Here is a 20,834-nt window from a genome sequence, read left to right on the forward strand (position 1 = left end):
CTATTTATATACTCCGTTTTTCAGCCAAGAAAGTTTCAAATTGAATTCACTGATTGCTTGCTCTACTGAGTAATCTTCAGATGTTGAAAATAAGCGATACGAATGCGCAATTGTTGTAAATACAGTATTCATCACTAATTGGATCAGTAATTCCAATTCATGATCATTTTTTACTTTCAGCTTCGTCCGATCGATCAATTCAAGCAACTCTTTTGCATCTTGTTTGTGTTCTTTATGTGGATCGTGAGGCGTTTTTTGGCGACTCGTATGAGGAGCGACTTTTCTTGAGGCACGGTAATCCATGTTCATAAACAAGTTACGATAAAAAGAAGCATTCTCGCCTTCCAAAATCTCATAAATCATTTTAGAAAAATAGGATTCGAATCCTTTGAATAGATCACCATCGGATTCTTTCATTAGTTGTAACATATCTTTAGAGCTGTCACGTCTCATTGTCTCAAAGTAATAAAAATAAAGATCCTCTTTATCTTCAAAATACTGATAGAAACTGCCTCTAGGGATATCCGCTAATTTGACGATATTAGCAATCGAAGCTTCTTTTAAGGGTACTCTAGAAAACTCGATTCTCGCAGCCTCGATTAGTCTTTTTTGTTTTTCTTTAGGCAAATGGAAAAATGTCTGTGTCGGCATATGGATCCTCCTTTCTTTCAAGATGACACATTGTCATATGACGCTGTGTCATTATAACACCTCCTACCTGTTTTGCAAGACATTTGCATAGTTTTTTTCATTATCATCCGATACATTAAAAAAGTGATAAGAGGAATCCTTCCATTTGAATTAATGAGAGTTGCCCATTAAAATAGCCACATACTAAACAAAGGATGAGATAAATGGCCCAATCAATTAGTGTCCAAGACTTCAATAAATTGCCTCTCGATGCTGACAGCATCGTTTTAGATACAAGAAATACCTTAGATTACACAAAAAACCACTTAAGCCACTCGCTTTCTATCCCCGCTGCTATCTTGCCAAGACAATTAAAAAATCTAGATCCAAAGAAACTTTATTATATTCTAAGCTATACAGGCAGGCGATCAGAAGCATTAGCCGATCAACTTACTGCTAATGGTTTTCGTGCTGTTTATATCATTGGTGGGATGGAAGCTCTTCAGTCGAGTGTTGCTTGAATATTGCTTGTTAGATTCAAAAGAGGCTGTGACAAAAAATCGTGTCACAGCCTCTTTTATACCCTGTCTTTTTTTAGTTATTTATTCTTCAACCTTATCAATATGACTTGATAGCCTTTTCTTTTTCTCATAGTTATAACAATCATAGCAATAAAAGGAGAAGGTAAGCATATGGCATCTGTTTTAGTAGTCAAAGGTCATCCCCTAACTGCAGAAGAATCGCGCACAGTTAAGGCATTGACGTCTTTTTTAACAAGTTATAAAGAAAATCATCCAGATGATGAAGTGACTGTTTTGGAACTTTATCGCGATGATATTCCGGAAATCGATGAAGAATTATTATCAGGTTGGGAAGCATTACGTGCTGGTGCAGAATTCACTTCCTTATCAGAAAGTCAACAACAAAAAATTGCTCGTTTCAATGAATTGACTGATCAGTTCCTTGCTGCTGATAAAATCGTTATCGCAAACGCCTTATGGAATCTAAATATCCCAACAAAATTAAAAGCTTGGTTCGATACCGTCAATGTAGCTGGAAAAACGTTCCGCTATACAGAAAACGGGCCAGAAGGATTAGTGACAGGTAAAAAAGCACTGCACATCCAATCTAATGGCGGTGTATACAACGGACAAGACTTTGCCTCTCAATATGTAAAAGGTATTTTAAACTTTGTAGGCATCGATCAAGTAGATCAGCTATTCATCGAAGGAATCGATTATGACCCTGACCGTGCAGATGAGTTGATGCAAAATGCATTAGATAAAGCTGCTGCTTTAGGTAAATCATTTTAAAAATTGAGATAAATGCATACAAAAGAGACAGAGGAAAAAATCTTCAAAGCAGCATTTGTACCTTGGATATTTTCCCATCTGTCTCTTTTTGTTATTCTTTCTGCTTTTTCAACGGATTTTCTTCATAAAGAGAAGAGATTGTTGTGTACCATTCAAAAACATGAGTAATCACTACTTTAGCTGCTGCATAAACAGGAATCCCCAAGATCACACCGATGATTCCGAACAATTTCCCAGAAGTCAGCAGAACTAATAAAATCGTTACTGGATGGATTGCTAACTGATTCCCTAGTACTAATGGAGAGATCAAGCGTCCTTCTATTGTCTGCTCTACTGCAAAAACGATCAGTACTTTGATGATCATGAATGGACCTGCTACAATGGCTAAAAAGATAGCCGGAATCATCGCTAAAAATGATCCTAAGTAAGGGATCAGGTTCAAAAAACCCGCAATAATCCCCAACGTGACAGCATACTCTAAACCAATGACCGCAAAACCAATCATAAACATGATTGCCACAGCAAAAGCCACAGTTAGTTGTCCTCTTATATAAGAAGAAACTTGACTATTCATTTCACTCAGCACATTCAACGTCGGTTTTTGCATGCGTGTCGGTAAAAATTTGACAAAATAAGGTGCTAATTGTTTACCGTCTTTCAATAGATAAAATAAGATAAACGGCATCGTCAGCAGAGCCACTAAAATAGTCGCTACCGCGCCGACAAAACTTCCAAGACTCTGAACTGTACTCTTAGATATATCTTGGATCATATCGCCTGCCGAATTCATGAACTTATCACCTGCTGTTTCCAACTGTTCGCGAAATTGGTTGAACAGCGGGTCCCGCAAAATCTCGGTTAATTTATTATCAATCGTATCTACATATTGAGGGAAGTTACTGATGAAGCTCACTGTTTGTTCCTGAATCTTAGGGATGATCACTACGCTCCCCCATGCGATTAGTGCAACAACCAAAACAAACAGCCCAATGATACTGTAAAGCCTTGGTACTTTTCGCTTTTCAAAGTAATCAACTACCGGATTCATCAAGTAATACAAGATTCCTGCTAAAATGATAGGCAGACCTACGATTGCTAAAAATTGCCAGATTGGTGCAAACAAATATGAAACTTTTGTAAATAAAAAGACGATCAGCAATATTAACAATACAACAAGTAAGGCTGTGACTACTTGATTATTTAAAAACCAGCGCCAAAACCACGATACCGGTCTGTTCTTCTTATTTTTTCCTTCCATAATTCCTCCTGTTAGTTATAAAAAATTTGGCTTCCCAAACCAATAGCAGGCAGTCTATGCGGATGAAGATAGATTCCATTTGCAATTTGTCCTTCTTCTGGACAAGCATCAAAAATCAATGATACGTGAGCTACTGTCTCTAAATTCCCATTGGCCATCGGACCGACATAATCGATCGTATATACCTGATCATCAAAAGCAATTGTTCCGCCTGCTTTCAAAGAAAAAGGTTCGTCTTTTGATACTTCTTGAATCACCGAATATTTTCGTAAGGCAGCTGTTGCTGTTTTATCGAACAAAATCAGCATGGGTTCTTCCTTGTTTATTGCTTCTGTCCCAATTTCTGTAATCTTTGCCTGAATCATTGCACTCTCTCCTTTAATTGCTTTCAAAAACAGTATAACACATTCTCATTCTTTAGCCGTGTGGAATAATTATGTGATAGAATAAAAACGAAAACTATTTCATTACAATTAGGAGGAATCAGCTCATATGATCGAAAAGATAATTTTAGGAACCTATACGCGTCGCGAAAGTAAAGGAATCTATACGATCGACCTTGATACAGAAAAAGAAGAATTAGCCAACCTTTCATTAGCTGTTGAAGAAAATAGCCCTACCTATGTAGCAAAAAGTAAAGCTGGCAATCTTTACACAGTTACTAGTGTGGATGGATTAGGTGGTGCCGGTGCGTACGATAAGGATTTTCATTTTTTGAATGCGGTAACAGAGTCTGGCGCTCCTTTGTGTTATGTAGCGGTTGATGAAGCACGTCAATTACTATACGGGGCGAACTATCATAAAGGTGAAGTAAATGTCTACCATATATTAGGAGATGGCGAACTGAAAGCAGCAGATTCAATATTCCATCAAGAAGCGACAGGTCCTCATAAAAACCAAGATCATGCGCATGTCCACTATACGGATCTGACTCCTGACCAACGATTAGTCGTATGTGATCTTGGTACAGATCGTGTGTATACTTATGATGTGTCCGAAAACGGCAAATTGAATCTTGTAACTACCTTCACTGCAGAGCCAGGAACAGGCCCTCGCCATCTTGTCTTTCATCCAAATGGACAATTCGCTTATTTATTTGGTGAATTAGACAGCACAGTCCGCGTGCTTTCTTATAATAAAGAAACAGGTGCTTTTGAAGAATTACAGAAAATATCGACCTTGCCAGAAGAATTCGACGGTGAAAATGGAGGGGCAGCTATCCGCATTTCAAATGATGGCAAGTTCCTTTATGCTTCTAACCGAGGACATAACTCGATTGCTGTATTCGCAGTTTTTGAAGATGGTTCCCACATTCAAAACAAGCAAATCATCTCAACAGAAGGGGATTTTCCCCGCGATTTCGCACTAGATCCAAGCAATAATTTTGTCGTGTGTGCCAATCAGAACACCGATAATCTGACATTATATCGCCGTCATCCTGAAACAGGATTACTGGAATTACTGAAAAAAGATGTCTATGTACCAGAATGTGTCTGTGTTTATTTTGATCGTTAGTAAGAAAAGGAGAATGAAATGAATCAGCAAGACGTATTAGACAGACTACGGGAAGAACTAAATATTCCTTTCTTTGATGGGAAAATCGAAGATAAAGAGTATAGCGAAGAGGAATATCAGAAACTCAAAGCCGATTTACAGAACTACTTTGAACAATATGTACAGAATGTAGAAAACTAATCAGCTTTCCATACTATCTGAAAAGAACATCAGGACAAGACTTTTCCGTCTATCCTGATGTTCTTTTCTACAAATAAAAAACCGCCGAGATGGTTAGACTCGACGGAAAAGGAGTATTTACTCGATTTTGAGTAAGTACAAGGTTGTTGTTGGTTATAGGTATGTCATTATCATAAAGGATTTTGATCACTCTATCATAAAGGTAATATTACATTTATATTAGATAACTCTAGTTTTTATTGTTATCAAAGATTTCTTTTATTTTTTCAACAACAAATTAGTCATTTTTTGGATGGCAGCTGTCAATTGGTCTGTCGCTTGGTCTTGTTTTGCTTCAGATGTATTGAATAGATCTTCATCTACCCCTGATTCAAGATCGATACTTTGGATCATTTCTTCACAGCCTGCTACATATGAAAGATAAGCTTTTTCAAAATTTTTATGAATGCCCATTGCTTTTGCTGGTGGACGCAAAGTACTGACTTTCTTAAGCATTGCCCGATATTTTTTTGTTCCTTCTTCAAATAACAGGATGATCTCTTCAAGAGTCGATTTGTCCAGTTCACTTGTTTTTCCTTCATCAATTGCGTTTCTGATCACTTCATATTTCGGATGCATTCCTTCTCCGATTGCTTCTGTTTCCTTGACGATTTGATCGATGGACTGCACATAATAGCCAATATTCGGTAACATGTTCGTTTTCCTACTTTCTCCATTGTTGTTATTATTTATTCTACTTGTTTTTATCCTCAAATGACAAGTACTTGAAAAAATTTAATGGTTTCTATACAGCTCGCCATTCTTATTCGTGCTCAAAGAAACCATCTGCTAAACTATATTGTTTCCCTGCGACAATGTCATATTGGATCAATTGATATTCGTCGTAAATCTCTTGTTGCGAGCGATTGAATTGCGCTTCTTTATACCACTGTCCGTTTTGATAGTACAGTTCTCGTTCAAACGCCGGAAGTTCCTGTTCTAATGATAAAAGCAGCTGATAAAAGCCATTTGTTGTCTGATTCGTCTGTTCCATTAGATTCGCTGCAAAATAAAACGGACTGGTGATTGCATCGTGAGTCGTTTGCTTTTCTAATTCTCCTTTACTGTCGAACATAAGAAATTGTGTTTCATGCAATGTTTGTTTGTCATTTTTTGCTTGGATCGTATCTGAATAGATCCCTGGAAGATGATCCCCCCAAAAAACAACTAAAGTCCTTCTAGAAAGATTCTTCAATTCTTCCGTGAACTGCTTCAGTGCCGTGCTGCTATAGGAAATATCTTGCAGATAATTCTCTAAGTCAAGTGTCCCACTTCCATCTGAAGTTTTTGCAGGATAGTCTAGATTATCATACTTTCCATCGTAGGGCATATGTGTCTGCATCGTGACTAAATGAATGAACTGAGGTGTTTTTTCTTCCTTGAGAAGTGTCATTACTTCTTTGTAAGCTGACTCATCAGAAATATATGGATTATTCTCTATCGTATCCGTATAGGTCATCGTACGCTCGCTGATGAACTGGTCAAATCCTAATGTCTGATAAACATCCTCTCTTTTATACATCGAAGTATTGTATGGATGGATCGCTGTCGTCTGGTATGATTGTGCGTTTAACGCTGAAACGATAGAAGGAAGCTGATCCATTTTTGGTACAAGCATCGTGTAAGGGGTGGTGAGTTGCGCATTAAATAACGCCATAGAAAAACCAGTCAATGCTTCAAATTCGATATTTGCTGTTCCACCGCCATAGTTTTGAGAAAGCATATTGCCACTATATGTTTGATCAGCTACTTCATAATAATCTGCCAATGGCTCACCAGATACTTCTACGCCGTTTAATCGACTAGGATCTGAGAAACTTTCACTCATCACGAACACGATGTTCGGCGACTCTTCCTCTACAGTTTTATTTTTTTCATCGGCTAGCTTCTGGTATTTTTCAGTGATTTCTTTGATCTTTTCTTTCGAATATCCTTCAGGTTCATCCATTGGTTCTACCTTCAGATTGTACAAAAACCCACCGATAAAACCAGTGTTATAGTAGTTCATTTTCTGGCTGTAAGGTATCCATAGTGCCGTTTTATTATATGCTTTTCGCAACAAATTATCGGGATTGTTGAAATTACTGATATACCCTAGCAGTCCAATTGCCACAAGCAGTGTCGTTAATCGGATCAATTGGAATCGCCTTCCTTTTTTCAGGCTTCGAAACATGTACCAGCAAAACAATCCTATCACGGTTCCTGCGGCAGCTAAGATCACTGTAAACAGCATAGTGCCGGTCATATCTTTCAGCAATCCGATTTCAGTGATCATCTTCAAATCGTCTGGATAAATCGGTTCTTGCCGATAACTCATTTTCATATAATTTGCAAAACCTAATACACCGATGGCTACGACATACGTAAGGGAACCTAAAGGGACAGATCCTGCTAGTGCAATCAGAAAAATAAGAATAATCAGCAAGACGAGACAGGCTAAGAAGAATTTTTCCGTATGCCAAGAAAAAGCAAATTTCAACGCAAGGTCTACGGATAGATCATTTTGACACCACTGCAAAAATAAATTACTAAAAACAACAAGAAAAAAGATACTGATGATTGCTGCTGTTCCTTTTAAAATCTTTTTCTGTTTGGTCGAAAGTCTGCTTATATATCTTTTCAAATGCTTGCTCCTTCATTTCTATCAATAAAAGAATGTTGCTTCTCTTATTTTAGTTGTACGAAATTCGAAAGTAAAGAACGGAAAGAAGAATTAATGAAATCCAAATATTCTCTTTCTTTATGGCCTTTCTGGTTTCTTTAATAAGCGGACCTTTCGTACTCCAGAAATTTTTTCTAGCTGTTGTTTCACTTGATTGAGCTGTTCAAAATCAGTACTGTCTATGTCAATCAATATGTAGACATGCTCATTCTTATGGTTACGCGATATATCTGCGATCGCTAGCTCGTTCTCATTCAGCAGAGAAAATATCTCTGCTAATATATTGGTTTTCTTTTGATAAAATATAGTGAATCGAAACGGCGCTTGGAAAAACATTCGTGCGGATGGATAATTGACCGCTTCTCTAACCGTACCGAACAAAAGATAATCTTTTAAGGCTTCAACTGCCAAACGTCCGCTGTCTGCCAAAGCTTCCTGAGTCGATCCCCCTAGATGAGGCAACATAAGTATACGGTCATTTTCTAAGAACTCTTCTTCTGGAAAATCAGTCAAGTATTTAGCCAGATGTTGTTTTTCCAATGCTTGCATAACAGCATATTTATCAACAATTTCACTTCTTCCTACATTGATAAGTACAGCATCTTTTTTCATTTTTTCTATATTCGCCTGATCGATCAATCCTTTTGTATCTTCTGTCAACGGCAGCATGACTACGATGTAATCCGAGGTAGAAAGAACTGTTTCTAAATCTGCTTGCCGAACATAATCCAACTGGGCATCGCGGATAGAATAACCCAAGACATCCATCCCTAAGCTATAGCAACTTAGCGCTACTTTTGTGCCTATCGCTCCAAGACCAAGAAGACCGATGGTTTTGCCTTGCAATTCTCGTCCCACATAAGCACTTCTTTTGTTTTCTGCCTGTTCTAAAATATTAGGACCTGTTAGTGTTTGTACCATACGACTTGCTTCGATTATCGGACGGGAAGATAAGAGCAAACAGCACAAAACAAGCTCTTTTACTGCATTAGCATTTACACCTGGTGTATTCATGACGATCGTCCCGTTTTCAGAAGCTTTTTCAACGTTGATCGTGTTCACCCCAACACCAGCTCTTGAAATTGCTAGCAAATCTGGTGTAAGCCATTCATCTTTCACTTTCGTACTACGAATAACTATTCCTTCGGCTGGCAAATCATCTATTATTTTGAAATATTCCCCTTGTAACTTTTCTATCTCTTGTTCTGGAATAGCATCAATCAAATGAACGTGATACATAAAACCCCCTCCTTACTAACAAGTATCTCGAAATTTCTGCAATTAGACAACTGTTTACCATTTGACTTCCTAGAAGCAAAAAGAGCAGTTAGAGCAGAGTAGGCTGAGTGATAAAAATAAGGCTATGACAAGTTACTGCCATAAGCCTTATTTTCGAGAGCAAAATATTGAGGGTGAGATATCTTGATAAATGGTGTTCCGTTAGCTGACATTGATAATAAGACTAAATTTCAAAAAAGTTGAAAAGCAAATTTCGTCAATCTCTTCTTATTTCTTAAAACTAAGTGGCTTTTTCACAACCTCTTTTTATCTAATAACCACTGTTTCCAACTCAACTAATTTTGCCCACGTTTCAATTTGATCTGTTGTTAGATTTAGCGAGACAACGGTATGATGACCGCCACCTGCCTGAATCCATGAATGGACACCTTCATGGAAATTCGGTTTAGTTTTCCATAACACACGTGCAACAGGTAAATTAGGTGCTTCAGTCGTTGGTTCAAAGGCTTCTACTTCATTGATCAGCAGTTTATAATGCGTACCGAAATCTGCCATCGATACGACTACCCCTTCTCCTGCTTTCCCATCAAATACAAGACGCGCCGGATCTTCTCTATCTCCCATTGATAAAGGAGAAACAACGATTCTTGGTTTCGTCGCAGCAAGCGTCGGATCTACTTCCATCATATGGGATTCCAAGATTGCTTCTTGGCCACTAGCTAGCTCGTAAGTATAATCTTCCATGAATCCTGTATCTTTCCCTCGAGCCATGATTTTCAGCAACCGATCAATCGCTGCAGTTTTCCAGTCGCCTTCCCCAGCAAAACCGTATCCTTCTGCCATCAAACGTTGTACAGCTAGTCCAGGTAGTTGTTTCATTCCATACAGGTCTTCAAAATTAGTCGTAAAAGCGTTATAGCCTCCTTCTTCTAAGAAACGGCGAATACCGATTTCCTGCTGAGCTTGTACTTTTACATGTTCCTCCCATGTCTTTTCTTCATAATCACCATAGTCGAAGGTATACAATTCCTTGTACTCTTCAAATAATTGATCGACTTCTTCGTCTGATACGCGATCGATTACTTGTACAAGATCTCCGATACCAAAATAATCAACAGTCCAACCAAATTGAATCTGTGCTTCCACTTTGTCTCCTTCTGTGACACCCACGTTTCTCATGTTGTCACCAAAACGAGCCACTTTTATTCCAAAACTTTCATTATAGGCTACTGCAACATCCATCCAATCAGCAATCTCTTTTTGGATCTCAGGTCGTTTCCAGTAGCCAACGACGATTTTATTTTGTTTATTTAATCGAGCATTGATGAACCCATATTCGCGGTCACCATGAGCGGATTGATTTAAATTCATGAAATCCATATCGATCGTTTTCCAAGGAATGCTTTCGTTATATTGCGTAGCTAAATGAAGCAATGGTTTTTGTAGAAGCTTTGTCCCGCGGATCCACATTTTTGCTGGTGAGAAAGTATGCATCCAAGTGATCACACCTGCTACTTCTTCTCGATAATTGACCTCTTTCATGATTTTTGTGATCGTATCAGCAGTAACTGCTAATTCTTGAAGGCGGATTGGATAAGGCAATTGGCCATTTTCATTCAGTTCATCGACCATTTCTTGTGCATGTTTCTTTACTTCTCGCAGTGCTTCTTCCCCATATAAATGCTGTGATCCTACAACAAACCAAAATTCTTTTTCTCCAATATTCAACATAATTAGCCACTCCTTTTATTTGTTTTGTCCGTAATACGCATTTTTTCCGTGTTTTCGTAAATAATGTTTATCTAAAATCCGTTGAGGCAGCTCTTCTGAAAATGAATTGAGCTGTCTGGTAAATAAATTCATCTTGCATACTTCATCTAGTACGACTGCGTTCATTACCGCACTTTGCGCATCTTTCCCCCAAGTAAATGGACCGTGTCCGTGTAAAAGTACCCCTGGAATTGCTAAGGGATCAATTTTGCGTTCTTTGAATGTTTCTATGATAACTTTTCCTGTTTCATATTCGTACCCGCTGTCGATTTCCTGTTGTGTCAAAAATCGAGCACAAGGTACCGATCCATAAAAAGTATCTGCATGCGTCGTCCCCATCGCAGGAACATCCAATCCTGCTTGTGCCCAGATCGTCGCCCATGTCGAGTGAGTATGGACGATTCCTCCGATTTGAGGAAATGAACGATATAAAACAGCATGAGTAGGCGTATCCGAAGAGGGATTGAGTTTACCTTCAATGATATGATTGTCCAAGTCCACAACGACCATGTCGTCTGCTGTCATCTCTTCATAACTGACTCCGCTAGGTTTGATAACGAAATATCGTGTTTCAGGATCAAAAGCGCTCACATTTCCCCATGTATATTTGACGAGTCCGTGTTTAGGCAAGTCAAGATTTGCTTGGTATACTTCTTCTTTCAGTTGTTCCAGCATTTTCTATCACTCCTTTTTCTTGCAATTGATGAATCGCTGTTTTTTCAATGTCGATCCCCTCACGGTAACGTCTCATAAATATCTGATAGCCTGCTATTTCTTCTGCTGAAGGTGTGATGGTGATTCCTTGGTCTTGTCCAAACACGTCTTCTGCCAAGAAGTTTTCTAAAGACTTCCCATGTCGATCCATCATATAGGCTGCTAATAACGCGATTCCCCACGCTCCACCTTCTCCGGCTGTGTCCATCACTGTAACTGGTGCCTCCATAGCAGATGCTAGAATCCGCTGTCCAACTTCTGGTGTTTTAAAAATCCCCCCATGCCCCACTAAACGATCAATTTGGACATTCTCAGATTTCAATATATCCATTCCGATTCTCATTGCACCAAAAGCACTGGCTAAATGGATCCGCATGAAATTCGCTAAATCAAAACGGCTACCTGGTGTACGTACAAATAATGGCCTTCCTTCATTTACTCCTGTAATGTTTTCACCGGAAAAATAACCATAAGAAAGTAATCCCCCGCAATCCGTATCGCCTTCTAGCGCTTTGTTGAATAATACCGTGAATAATTTATCTCTGCTTATCTCCATACCCAAAGAATTGGTAAATTCTTCAAAAATACTGACCCAAGCATTGATATCCGAAGAGCAGTTATTCGTATGAACCATGCCTACTAGTTCTCCTGAAGGTGTAGTGACCATGTCGATTTCCGGATGGACATTTTCTAGTTCTTTTTCTAATACGATCATAGCGAAGGCGGAAGTACCAGCCGAAATGTTCCCTGTCCGTTTGGCTACACTGTTCGTAGCGACCATACCGGTTCCTGCATCCCCTTCTGGCGGACAAACCGGGATTCCTGGTCTCAAATTTCCCGTAGGGTCGATCAGATAAGCCCCTGATTCGCTTAACTTGCCAGCTTCTTCTCCTGCTACTAGAACTTTAGGCAAAATGTGATCCAAGTCAATCGCTACGTGCGCTTTTTCGATTAACTGACCAAAAATATTTTTCATTTCTTGATGGTAGGTTTTCGTTGAAGGATCGATAGGAAACATGCCTGATGCATCTCCTACGCCTAGTACTTTCTCACCAGTAAGCTGCCAATGGACATAACCTGCAAGCGTTGTCAAAAAATTAATTTCTTTCACATGTTCTTCTTTATTCAAAATAGATTGATACAAATGAGCGATACTCCATCTCTGCGGAATATTGTATTGAAATTTTTCCGTTAATATTCGTTCTGCTTCTTCAGTGATTGTATTTCGCCAAGTACGAAATGGTACTAGTAACTGTTCCTTGCTATCAAATGCTAGATAACCGTGCATCATTGCACTGAACCCAATCGACCCGATTGTCGTAAGATTCTCGCCATAGATTTCGAATACTTCTGCTGCCATTTTTCGGTAACTGACGCGCAGTCCTTTCCAAATATCTTCTAATGAATAGGTCCAGATACCATTTTCTAGTTTGTTTTCCCACTCATAACTACCAGCGGCAATAGGAGTAAAAGATGAATCAATCAATACAGCTTTGATCCTAGTTGATCCAAACTCAATCCCTAAAGATGTACGACCATCTATGACATCTAACATACTTTGCGCATTTACTTCCTTCATAATGATTTAACTCCCTCCTTCTCGTCAAACCTGATCAAACCGTCTTTTTAGTAGCGCTTACAATGATTATTGTATACTTTTGTACGTACATGTCAAGCGGTTATTTACAAGAATACAATAAAAAACACTTGTTTTGTACGTACATAAGTTATAAAATGAAATTGCTTACAAAATCTGATCAACCGCCTTCTCGAAATTCTAGAAGGAGAGAATACTTATGAAAAAAGAAAAAAAAGTTTCCTCATCGTTTATTTATTTTTTTGGCGCATTTGGCGGCATTCTATTTGGATATGATATTGGTGTTATGACCGGCGCCTTACCTTTTTTACAGCATGATTGGGGTTTGGCAGGTAAAGCTTCTTTGATAGGATGGATCACGTCTTCGGTCATGTTAGGTGCGATCCTTGGCGGCTCTTTATCTGGTCTTCTTTCTGATAAGCTTGGACGACGAAAAATGATTCTTCTTTCTGCACTTATTTTTATGGCTGGTTCTGTCCTTTCTGCATCTGCCCCTCACAATGGTTCTTATTTTCTGATTGCAGCAAGGATTCTTCTAGGTTTAGCTGTTGGCGCTGCATCTGCCCTAGTTCCTGCTTATATGTCTGAAATGGCTCCTGCTAGACTAAGGGGAAGATTGTCAGGGATCAATCAAGTGATGATTGCTTCTGGCATGCTCCTTTCCTATGTTGCAGATTATTTGCTAAAAGTGTTGCCTGAAACGATGGCTTGGCGCGTGATGTTAGGGCTCGCTGCTGTCCCCGCGCTGATTTTATTTTTCGGTGTTTTAGCTCTACCAGAGTCACCGCGTTTTCTTATGCAATCTGGCCGCTTGGAAGAGGCAAAAAGAGTATTGAACTATATTCGGACACCAAAAGAAGCTGAACAGGAATTCGAACAAATCCAGCTGAATGTCAAACAAGAAAAGACAACCGGAACTTCTTGGCATACTTTGTTTTTAGAAAAATATCGTTCCTTAGTCATTGCCGGTATTGGTGTAGCAGTATTCCAGCAATTTCAAGGAGCTAATGCTATTTTTTACTATATTCCGCTGATCGTAGAAAAAGCGACTGGGCATGCAGCGAGCGATGCATTGATGTGGCCGATCATCCAAGGAATCATTTTAGTTGCTGGTTCTTTGCTCTTTTTGGTTATTGCAGACAAGTTCAATCGGCGAACTTTATTGAAAATAGGCGGTAGCGTGATGGGACTTTCATTCATCCTACCAGCTGTTTTAGGAACTGTACTGGATGCTCATACAAATTCGTTGTTGATTCTCTTGTTTTTATGTATTTATGTCGCATTTTATTCTTGCACATGGGCTCCACTGACATGGGTAATCATAGGCGAAATATTCCCACTAGCTGTCCGCGGGCGAGCATCTGGCCTAGCCTCTTCTTTTAATTGGATTGGTTCTTTCCTAGTTGGCTTGCTTTTTCCTGTGATGACTGCTTCTATGTCTCAAGAAATCGTTTTCGGCATTTTTGGGATCATCTGCTTTTTAGGGGTTTTATTTATTCAAGAGATCGTACCAGAAACTCGTGGGAAATCTTTAGAGGAAATCGAACAAAGTGCATCTAAAAAAACTTATCCTAAACGTATTTCTATCCATCATTCTTAAAGAGGTTGTGACAGAAGTGGTCAGCTTCAAGAAATAAGAAGGAACCGCTTAGTTTCCAGTCACAAGGAACAATTTCAAAAAACAGCTTCTCATGTTTGATGAATATTGTGACTTGTGACCAGTTGGTAGGAGAACACCGTTTAGTGGAGAGGTGGTGAAAGAAACGTTCAGCCTTGAGCGATGACAAAAGCTCTCACAAACATTGCGACGAGTAACCGTAGGAGCAATAAGAGGCGGTAAAAACCCGTCTCTTATTTTTCGTTTTCTTTCACTGTTTCCCGTTCAACTAGTACAGGTTCATAGAGAATATTTGGCTGTGCCTGTCCTTTTTCAATCGTTGTGACGATCCACCGTGCGGCATCTTGTCCCAACTTTTCTTTTGGATGCGTCAATGTTGTCAATTTTTTATTCCCTAAATGGCTTAAAGAAGAATCGTCTGTTCCTACGATCGATAGGTCATCTGGAATATGATAGCCATTTTCTGTCAACTTATCTAGCATTAAACTAGCTATTTGATCGTTATAGCAAATGATGCCATCTAAAGCTTGTTCTTCTTTCAACCGTTGTACTGTTTTTTCAGCGATTGTTTCTCGTGTTTCCGTGGTGAAAGTAATGATATCTTCCGTCAAAAAACGCACATTATACTGTTCACACGCGCTGATAAAACCTTTCATCCTGTATTTTCCTTGAAGATCGTCGATTTTTGTGATGAACAACAGACGCTGATGTCCTTTTTTTATCAAATATTCTGCTGCCATAAAACCGACTTTCACATCATCTAAACAAATATAAGAGGCATTTAACTCTTCATAAGCAGCATTGATCATCACCATCGGAATGCCTTGTTCTCTCAAAGCAACATAAAGTGCTAAGTTTGGGTTATACTGATTACTTTTCGTAGGCTCAACGATCAAACCATCTACCCCATAAGCAATCATTTTCTTCAAACACTCTTTCTCCAATTCGTGATCGTTATTCGTACTGGCTAAAAGCAATGAATACCCAGATTCTCGTAATTCATTTTCGATTCCTCGGATAATCGACGGAAAAATATAATCAGAGAGATATGTGGTGATGACACCGATCGTTTTTGTTCTGTTCAATGGTGTTTTTTCTTTCTTATAGCTGTCATCTACATATGTGCCCGACCCTTTTTCTTTACGCAGATAGCCCTCATTTACCAACACAGCGATTGCTTGCCGAATCGTATGTCTGCTGACGTCATATATTTCTTGCAGCTTGAATTCTGAGGGAATGGTTGTATTTACTTCGTATTCCTCACGAAGGATCTTTTGTTTTATCTCTTCTGCAATATCTTGATATTTTGCCATTTGCCTTGCCCCTTTTTATTTGTACGTACATATATCATAACGAGTCTGCAAGGTTTATTCAAGCAAAAATCAAGGTTTCTTGTGCTCATAAGGCATACGGAACAGGTTCACCAAATTCTGGAAATCCTTGCTCATTCCACGTAAAGCATTGCGCGTTCGCGTGCCGATTAGGATTGTCTAACGGATCCCCTTTTTGGTTCTTCTCTGGTCGAGCATGATAGATCAAAATATCAAAGCACCCGTCTTCTGAAACCGTAAACGAGTTGTGACCAGGACCAAATTGCTTATTTTTTTCAGAAGAAACGAATACTGGCTCCGATAATTTATGCCATGATTCTTTTAATAAAAGATTCTTGTGCTCATCAGCCCACAGCAGGCCCATGGCATAGTTTTCATCTGTTGCACTACCAGAATACGTAATGAATATTTTCCCATTGCGAGTAAGGACTGCTGGACCTTCATTTACTGAAAAACCCCGTTTTTCCCATTCATACTCAGGTATAGAAAGGAGGATCTGCTTCCCCTTTAACGTCCAAGGATTATCCATTTCGGATAGATAAAGATTAGAATTCCCAGTAATTTCAGGATCTTGTTGGGCCCACACATAATATAGCTTTCCTTGAGAAGAGAAAGTTGTTCCGTCTAAACTGAAAGTTTCCCTTTTCGTTTTTATTTGTCCCTTTTCTATCCAATCTGTATTCATTGGATCTATATGCTGATTTTCAAGTACGAACATGCGGTGATGATGAGATTCATCACGTATAGTTTTATGATTGCTTGCAGCAAAGTAAATATACCATTTTCCATTGATATAATGGACTTCAGGTGCCCAGATCAATTCACTCATCGGTCCTTCTTCATGAGCCTGCCATACAATCAGGCTTGCAGCATGTTCTAATTCATTCAGTGACTTTGCCCTTCTTAATTCAATCACTTGGTAGCCTGGAACCGATCCTGTAAAATAATAATAACCATCTGTATGTTTATATACCCAAGGATCTGCCCGTTGCCGAACGATAGGATTATTATAAAGTGTCTTCATCATAACAAATTTCCTCACATTTTCTTTATTCTAATTACATTCCAAGAGTATTTTTCTATCCCTACATTTAATTCGTCATGTTTTTCTATTGAAAAATAGTTTATTTCAGGTTTTATTTTTTCTGGTTCTTCACGTGTATTTTTGTCCAACAGATCGCTACTGGTTAATGTGTAGTGCTCTCCTTGATCTAGCAAATTGAAATCATGTTCAATCGTTATCTTTTGTTGTTCATTTGTGCGATTGATCAAGAAAATAGTCAGCTGATTGCCGTTATCTACGATCACACTGTCCACATAAGGAACATTTTTTATCTTTTCACAATCATAAACAGGGCAAATGATTTGTTGTTTCAATACTTGACCTTTAGCATATTTCGATAAGTGTTGCATCACATAATAAGTTGGATTCCTCCATGCTTGTCCTTTAGCATCTGTCAGTATTAAAGGTATTGTGTTTACTAACAATGATTGACAACTAATCTTTACGCGATCTGCGTGTCGTAAAATAGCCAGCCCTAATGAACCAAATAATAATGTATCTTCCATAGTAAAGTAACACCAATCGATGGGACTACCGACTTCAAAATCCCTATGTCTTTTTTCCGGTTGGGCATGTACATTCCATTCATCAAACGCTAGATACATTGTTTTCTCACTTCTCAAATATCCTTTTACATAATCACAAGTAGCAACGATTTCTTCAATTTGACGATCGAATCGATAAGCTTTTGCAAGGTATGTCGCTGTATCATCACGCTCATTTTTAGGAGGTTTAGTCAAGTCTTCTTCATCATACTTATCAATATAGTTATGCAAAGCTAAATAATCTACATTCTCATAAGCTTCTTCTAATGCGATACGATCCCATTCAGGGTACGATGGTAAACGTGGCGTAGAGCTTCCAACTAAGATTGTTTCAATTGAATCATCCACTAACTTCATGACTTTTGAGGCTTCATTTGCTAACCTACCATATTCATAAGCACTCTTAGCCCCCACTTGCCATGGACCGTCTAGCTCATTCCCTAAACACCATAATTTAACGCCAAAAGGCTTTTTTTGCCCATTTTTTATTCTTAAATCACTCCAGAAGGTTCCTTTTGGAAAATTACAATATTCTACTAAATTTTTTGCTTCATCAATTCCTTTTGTTCCTAAATTCACCGTGAATATCGGTTTCGCTTGTACATGACTGATCCATTTAAAAAATTCGTGGAGTCCAAAAGAATTTGGTTCTATACCTCGCCATGCTAAATCAATTTTTTTTGGTCGTTGTTCTTTCCTACCTACAGTATCCACCCAATCATAACCAGATGTAAAGTTTCCTCCAGGATAGCGAATGACACCTAATTCTAATTCCTTTACATAAGAGAGGACATCTTGTCTAAACCCGTCACCATCAGCTGTTTCATGGCCCGGTTCATAAATCCCTGTATAGACGACACTTCCCATATGCTCAACAAATGAGCCAAACAGCCGAGAACTGATCTCTCCTACCGTAAAATCCTCTCTGATTTTTACTTTCACTTCTTCGTCCAACAGCTTTCCCTACCTTTCATTTCCTATAGTCAAGATAATAGATACAAGTTTCCATACGCCACCAGCAAAGATAAAAATAAAAGGAGGGAAAAGAAATATGAGCAGTACAAATCCTAATAACAATACGCAACAAAGAATATTTCTCAAAAAATCAAAAAATACTTTCCATGCACTTTGTTCAAAAATTTGTAAAAATGTGATATCTTTGTTTTCAGAAATCACATATATCCAGGATAAAAGAAACATGGAATAAATAAGTAAAACTACATATCCACTAATTGAAAGTACGATTGTCTGTTCTTCTAATAATTGATTAACAAGAAAATAAATAATGATCGTTAACAGACTAAGGAACAAGTTCTTACCAAAATGTTGCTTTATTCCTTGAAAGAAAAAATAAATGATATTTCCTGATCCCTCACCTTTCCATTGCGCCATTACATAAAAAACAGCACATGTAGCAGGCACGATAGTAATAACAGGCAAACACACGATTACCCAGAGAATACCTAATAAGATGTAATCAGAAACCACAATCAACTGTCCATAAAATTTAGTCTCAACTATTTTCATCTTCCTCACTCTTTCATTCCAGACATAGCTGTTCCTTGAACAAAATATTTCTGTGCAAAAATATAAACCACTAGTAATGGCAGCATTGAAATAACCGTTCCAGCCATTACAGGTCCATAAAAAGAAATGTTCTGCCCTGTAAATAAAGCTAACCCTGCTGGTAAAGTTCTCATTTTTGAACTACTTGTCAATATCAATGGATAAAGCAAGTCATTCCAACTATTCATCAGCGTGAAAATCCCTAATGATAAAAGAGTAGGTTTGCTCAATGGCAACATGATTTTCAAAAAAATATTAAACTCACTTAATCCATCAATGCGTGCTGCCTCTTCCAAAGAATCTGGTAAAGTAATAAAAAAGGAACGCATCATGAAGATACCAAATGCAGTTGTCATACGAGGAATGATCAAACCTGCATAAGTATCAAGCATGCCAAGCAAATTGACTTCAATAAATAGAGGAATCATGAAGACTTGGAATGGGATCATCATTGTCAGCAAAACGAAATAGAACAAAACTGATTTTCCTTTGAAACGCATACGAGCAAATGCATACCCCGCAAGAGAATCAAAGAATACAGAAGTGATCACTGTCCCTCCAGCAAAAATCACTGTATTTTTGATGTAATCTAATAAAGGGATCGTTGTCCAAACCTTAATATAGTTATCTAGGGTATAGCTATCTGCAAATATTCTAGGCGGAAATGAGATAATGTCTTTTTCGTGTTTAAAAGAAGAAATAATCAGCCACAAAAAAGGAAACGCAATAACCAACAATATAACTAGCATACTAATCGTTCGAATGATTTTTTTACCACTAACTGCTTTTCGACTATTCACAGTAACTGTAATCGAGCTTTCTGGTGCCATACAGGTTTCCCTCCTATTTCATTTGTTTTTCTTTCCGTGACATGTACACATTAGTGGAGATAGCTATAGTTGCAACAATGATAAACAAAACCGAAGACAGTGCTGATGCATAGCCCAATTCATAAGGTGCTGTAAATCCTCGACTGTAAATATATTGAACAGCTGTTTCTGTCTTAAATTGTGGGCCACCAGCGGTTGCAACATATACTTGGTCAAACACTTGCATCGAACCAATCAGATTCGTTAAAATACAAAAACCTAAGGAGGGAACGATCTGAGGTAGCGTAATGTTAAAAAACTGCTGTCGATTTGTTGCACCATCCATTTGAGCAGATTCATACAAAGAGGGAGAGATTCCCTGAATAGCAGTCAAGAGAATCGTCATAGTAACACCAAAATTCTTCCAAACAGTCATGATGGCTACCGTCGGCATAGCAAGGGTTGGATCGCGAAAAAATTGAGGGATCGGCAAGCCGACTTGTGAAAACAAGTAAGGAATCGCCCCTACATTCGGATCAAGCAACATAGAAAAAATAATCGCAATTGACGTCAATGAACAAATAACTGGAATGTAAAATGTCGAACGACAAAAACGATTGAATCTGGTATTTTTAGATAATGCTACTGCTGCTAATAAACCAACGATAATTTGTGTTGGCGTTTCGAGTACGGTGAAATATAAAGAATGAATCAACGAATTAACTGCTCGTTCATCACTAAATATACGTGTGAAATTTTCAAAACTTACAAAATTTCTTGATGTAAAGAAAATATTCAAATCTGTAAAACTAATAGCAAATGTTCCTAAAAGCGGTATGACAGTAAATAATAATAAAACTAAAAAAGATGGAGTTAAAAACAAATACGCAGCACGATCAGGACGATTCCAATATTTGGTGAATCCGTTCATATAGTCCACCTCATCTTTCATTTTGATAAAATATACAATCTTGGTTTAAACGAA

21 protein-coding genes are annotated in these 20,834 nt (G+C 38.3%); 6 read left to right on the top strand and 15 right to left on the bottom strand.

Annotation, left to right across the window (positions count from 1 at the left end):
• Positions 1-651, bottom strand: a complete 651-nt coding sequence (locus ACIFUW_RS11385; RefSeq protein WP_002287269.1) for a TetR/AcrR family transcriptional regulator — start codon at positions 649-651, stop codon at positions 1-3.
• 203 nt (positions 652-854) lie between these two features.
• On the opposite strand from ACIFUW_RS11385, the gene ACIFUW_RS11390 reads away from it, so the two are divergent.
• Together ACIFUW_RS11390 and ACIFUW_RS11395 are read left to right on the top strand one after the other, a co-directional pair.
• Positions 855-1,151 (top strand): rhodanese-like domain-containing protein, encoded by a 297-nt coding sequence (locus ACIFUW_RS11390; RefSeq protein WP_002287271.1) that lies wholly within the window; start codon positions 855-857, stop codon positions 1,149-1,151.
• A 171-nt stretch (positions 1,152-1,322) separates the two neighbouring features.
• Complete coding sequence (locus ACIFUW_RS11395) at positions 1,323-1,943, top strand: NAD(P)H-dependent oxidoreductase (RefSeq protein WP_002287272.1); 621 nt, start codon at positions 1,323-1,325, stop codon at positions 1,941-1,943.
• A 91-nt stretch (positions 1,944-2,034) separates the two neighbouring features.
• Here the strand turns inward: ACIFUW_RS11395 and ACIFUW_RS11400 are convergent, their stop codons facing one another.
• The gene (locus ACIFUW_RS11400) at positions 2,035-3,201 is read right to left on the bottom strand and encodes an AI-2E family transporter (protein ID WP_002287273.1); all 1,167 of its coding nucleotides are present in this window, start codon (positions 3,199-3,201) and stop codon (positions 2,035-2,037) included.
• Between the two features lie 11 nt (positions 3,202-3,212).
• The gene (locus ACIFUW_RS11405; protein ID WP_002294113.1) at positions 3,213-3,566 is read right to left on the bottom strand and encodes a PTS glucitol/sorbitol transporter subunit IIA; all 354 of its coding nucleotides are present in this window, start codon (positions 3,564-3,566) and stop codon (positions 3,213-3,215) included.
• A 127-nt stretch (positions 3,567-3,693) separates the two neighbouring features.
• Here ACIFUW_RS11405 and ACIFUW_RS11410 point away from each other — a divergent pair, with 127 nt between their 5' ends.
• Positions 3,694-4,716, top strand: coding sequence for a lactonase family protein (locus ACIFUW_RS11410; RefSeq protein WP_002287276.1), 1,023 nt, complete (start codon positions 3,694-3,696; stop codon positions 4,714-4,716).
• 18 nt (positions 4,717-4,734) lie between these two features.
• Complete coding sequence (locus tag ACIFUW_RS11415; RefSeq protein WP_002287277.1) at positions 4,735-4,896, top strand: hypothetical protein; 162 nt, start codon at positions 4,735-4,737, stop codon at positions 4,894-4,896.
• 258 nt (positions 4,897-5,154) lie between these two features.
• On the opposite strand, the gene ACIFUW_RS11420 is transcribed toward ACIFUW_RS11415, so the two are convergent.
• Entirely contained in the window at positions 5,155-5,589 is a 435-nt protein-coding gene (locus tag ACIFUW_RS11420) for a hypothetical protein (protein ID WP_002294114.1), read from the bottom strand.
• A gap of 109 nt (positions 5,590-5,698) precedes the next feature.
• Positions 5,699-7,558, bottom strand: coding sequence for an LTA synthase family protein (locus ACIFUW_RS11425; protein ID WP_002287279.1), 1,860 nt, complete (start codon positions 7,556-7,558; stop codon positions 5,699-5,701).
• Between ACIFUW_RS11425 and ACIFUW_RS11430 the strand changes: the two genes are divergently transcribed.
• Positions 7,559-7,699: a hypothetical protein gene (locus ACIFUW_RS11430; protein WP_002321042.1), complete on the top strand. Its 141-nt coding sequence runs from the start codon at positions 7,559-7,561 to the stop codon at positions 7,697-7,699.
• Here the strand turns inward: ACIFUW_RS11430 and ACIFUW_RS11435 are convergent.
• The 4 genes from ACIFUW_RS11435 to ACIFUW_RS11450 form a co-directional block, all read right to left on the bottom strand.
• A complete protein-coding gene (locus ACIFUW_RS11435; protein WP_002287280.1) occupies positions 7,676-8,836 on the bottom strand; it encodes an NAD(P)-dependent oxidoreductase in 1,161 nt (386 codons plus the stop codon). The genes ACIFUW_RS11430 and ACIFUW_RS11435 overlap by 24 nt on opposite strands.
• A gap of 306 nt (positions 8,837-9,142) precedes the next feature.
• Positions 9,143-10,567, bottom strand: a complete 1,425-nt coding sequence (araA, locus tag ACIFUW_RS11440; protein WP_002287282.1) for an L-arabinose isomerase — start codon at positions 10,565-10,567, stop codon at positions 9,143-9,145.
• Between the two features lie 15 nt (positions 10,568-10,582).
• On the bottom strand, positions 10,583-11,281 hold the full coding sequence (locus ACIFUW_RS11445; protein WP_002287284.1) for an L-ribulose-5-phosphate 4-epimerase: 699 nt from the start codon (positions 11,279-11,281) through the stop codon (positions 10,583-10,585).
• Positions 11,238-12,899, bottom strand: a complete 1,662-nt coding sequence (locus ACIFUW_RS11450; protein WP_002294116.1) for a xylulokinase — start codon at positions 12,897-12,899, stop codon at positions 11,238-11,240. Before ACIFUW_RS11450 ends, ACIFUW_RS11445 begins: the two co-directional genes overlap by 44 nt.
• 217 nt (positions 12,900-13,116) lie before the next feature.
• Here ACIFUW_RS11450 and ACIFUW_RS11455 point away from each other — a divergent pair, with 217 nt between their 5' ends.
• On the top strand, positions 13,117-14,517 hold the full coding sequence (locus ACIFUW_RS11455; protein ID WP_002305471.1) for a sugar porter family MFS transporter: 1,401 nt from the start codon (positions 13,117-13,119) through the stop codon (positions 14,515-14,517).
• A 251-nt stretch (positions 14,518-14,768) separates the two neighbouring features.
• On the opposite strand, the gene ACIFUW_RS11460 is transcribed toward ACIFUW_RS11455, so the two are convergent.
• The 6 genes from ACIFUW_RS11460 to ACIFUW_RS11485 form a co-directional block, all read right to left on the bottom strand.
• On the bottom strand, positions 14,769-15,848 hold the full coding sequence (locus ACIFUW_RS11460; RefSeq protein WP_002287288.1) for a GntR family transcriptional regulator: 1,080 nt from the start codon (positions 15,846-15,848) through the stop codon (positions 14,769-14,771).
• Between the two features lie 85 nt (positions 15,849-15,933).
• Positions 15,934-16,893, bottom strand: coding sequence for a glycoside hydrolase family 43 protein (locus ACIFUW_RS11465; protein ID WP_002287289.1), 960 nt, complete (start codon positions 16,891-16,893; stop codon positions 15,934-15,936).
• Positions 16,894-16,904: 11 nt separating this feature from the next.
• A complete protein-coding gene (locus ACIFUW_RS11470; RefSeq protein ID WP_002305467.1) occupies positions 16,905-18,416 on the bottom strand; it encodes an alpha-N-arabinofuranosidase in 1,512 nt (503 codons plus the stop codon).
• A gap of 21 nt (positions 18,417-18,437) precedes the next feature.
• Complete coding sequence (locus ACIFUW_RS11475; protein ID WP_002294120.1) at positions 18,438-19,001, bottom strand: YesL family protein; 564 nt, start codon at positions 18,999-19,001, stop codon at positions 18,438-18,440.
• Between the two features lie 5 nt (positions 19,002-19,006).
• On the bottom strand, positions 19,007-19,870 hold the full coding sequence (locus tag ACIFUW_RS11480) for a carbohydrate ABC transporter permease (RefSeq protein ID WP_002287292.1): 864 nt from the start codon (positions 19,868-19,870) through the stop codon (positions 19,007-19,009).
• Between the two features lie 13 nt (positions 19,871-19,883).
• Positions 19,884-20,780, bottom strand: a complete 897-nt coding sequence (locus ACIFUW_RS11485; protein ID WP_002287294.1) for a carbohydrate ABC transporter permease — start codon at positions 20,778-20,780, stop codon at positions 19,884-19,886.
• Positions 20,781-20,834: the final 54 nt, after the last annotated feature.

It is taken from the genome of Enterococcus sp. PLH-Efm8 (assembly GCF_053011625.1).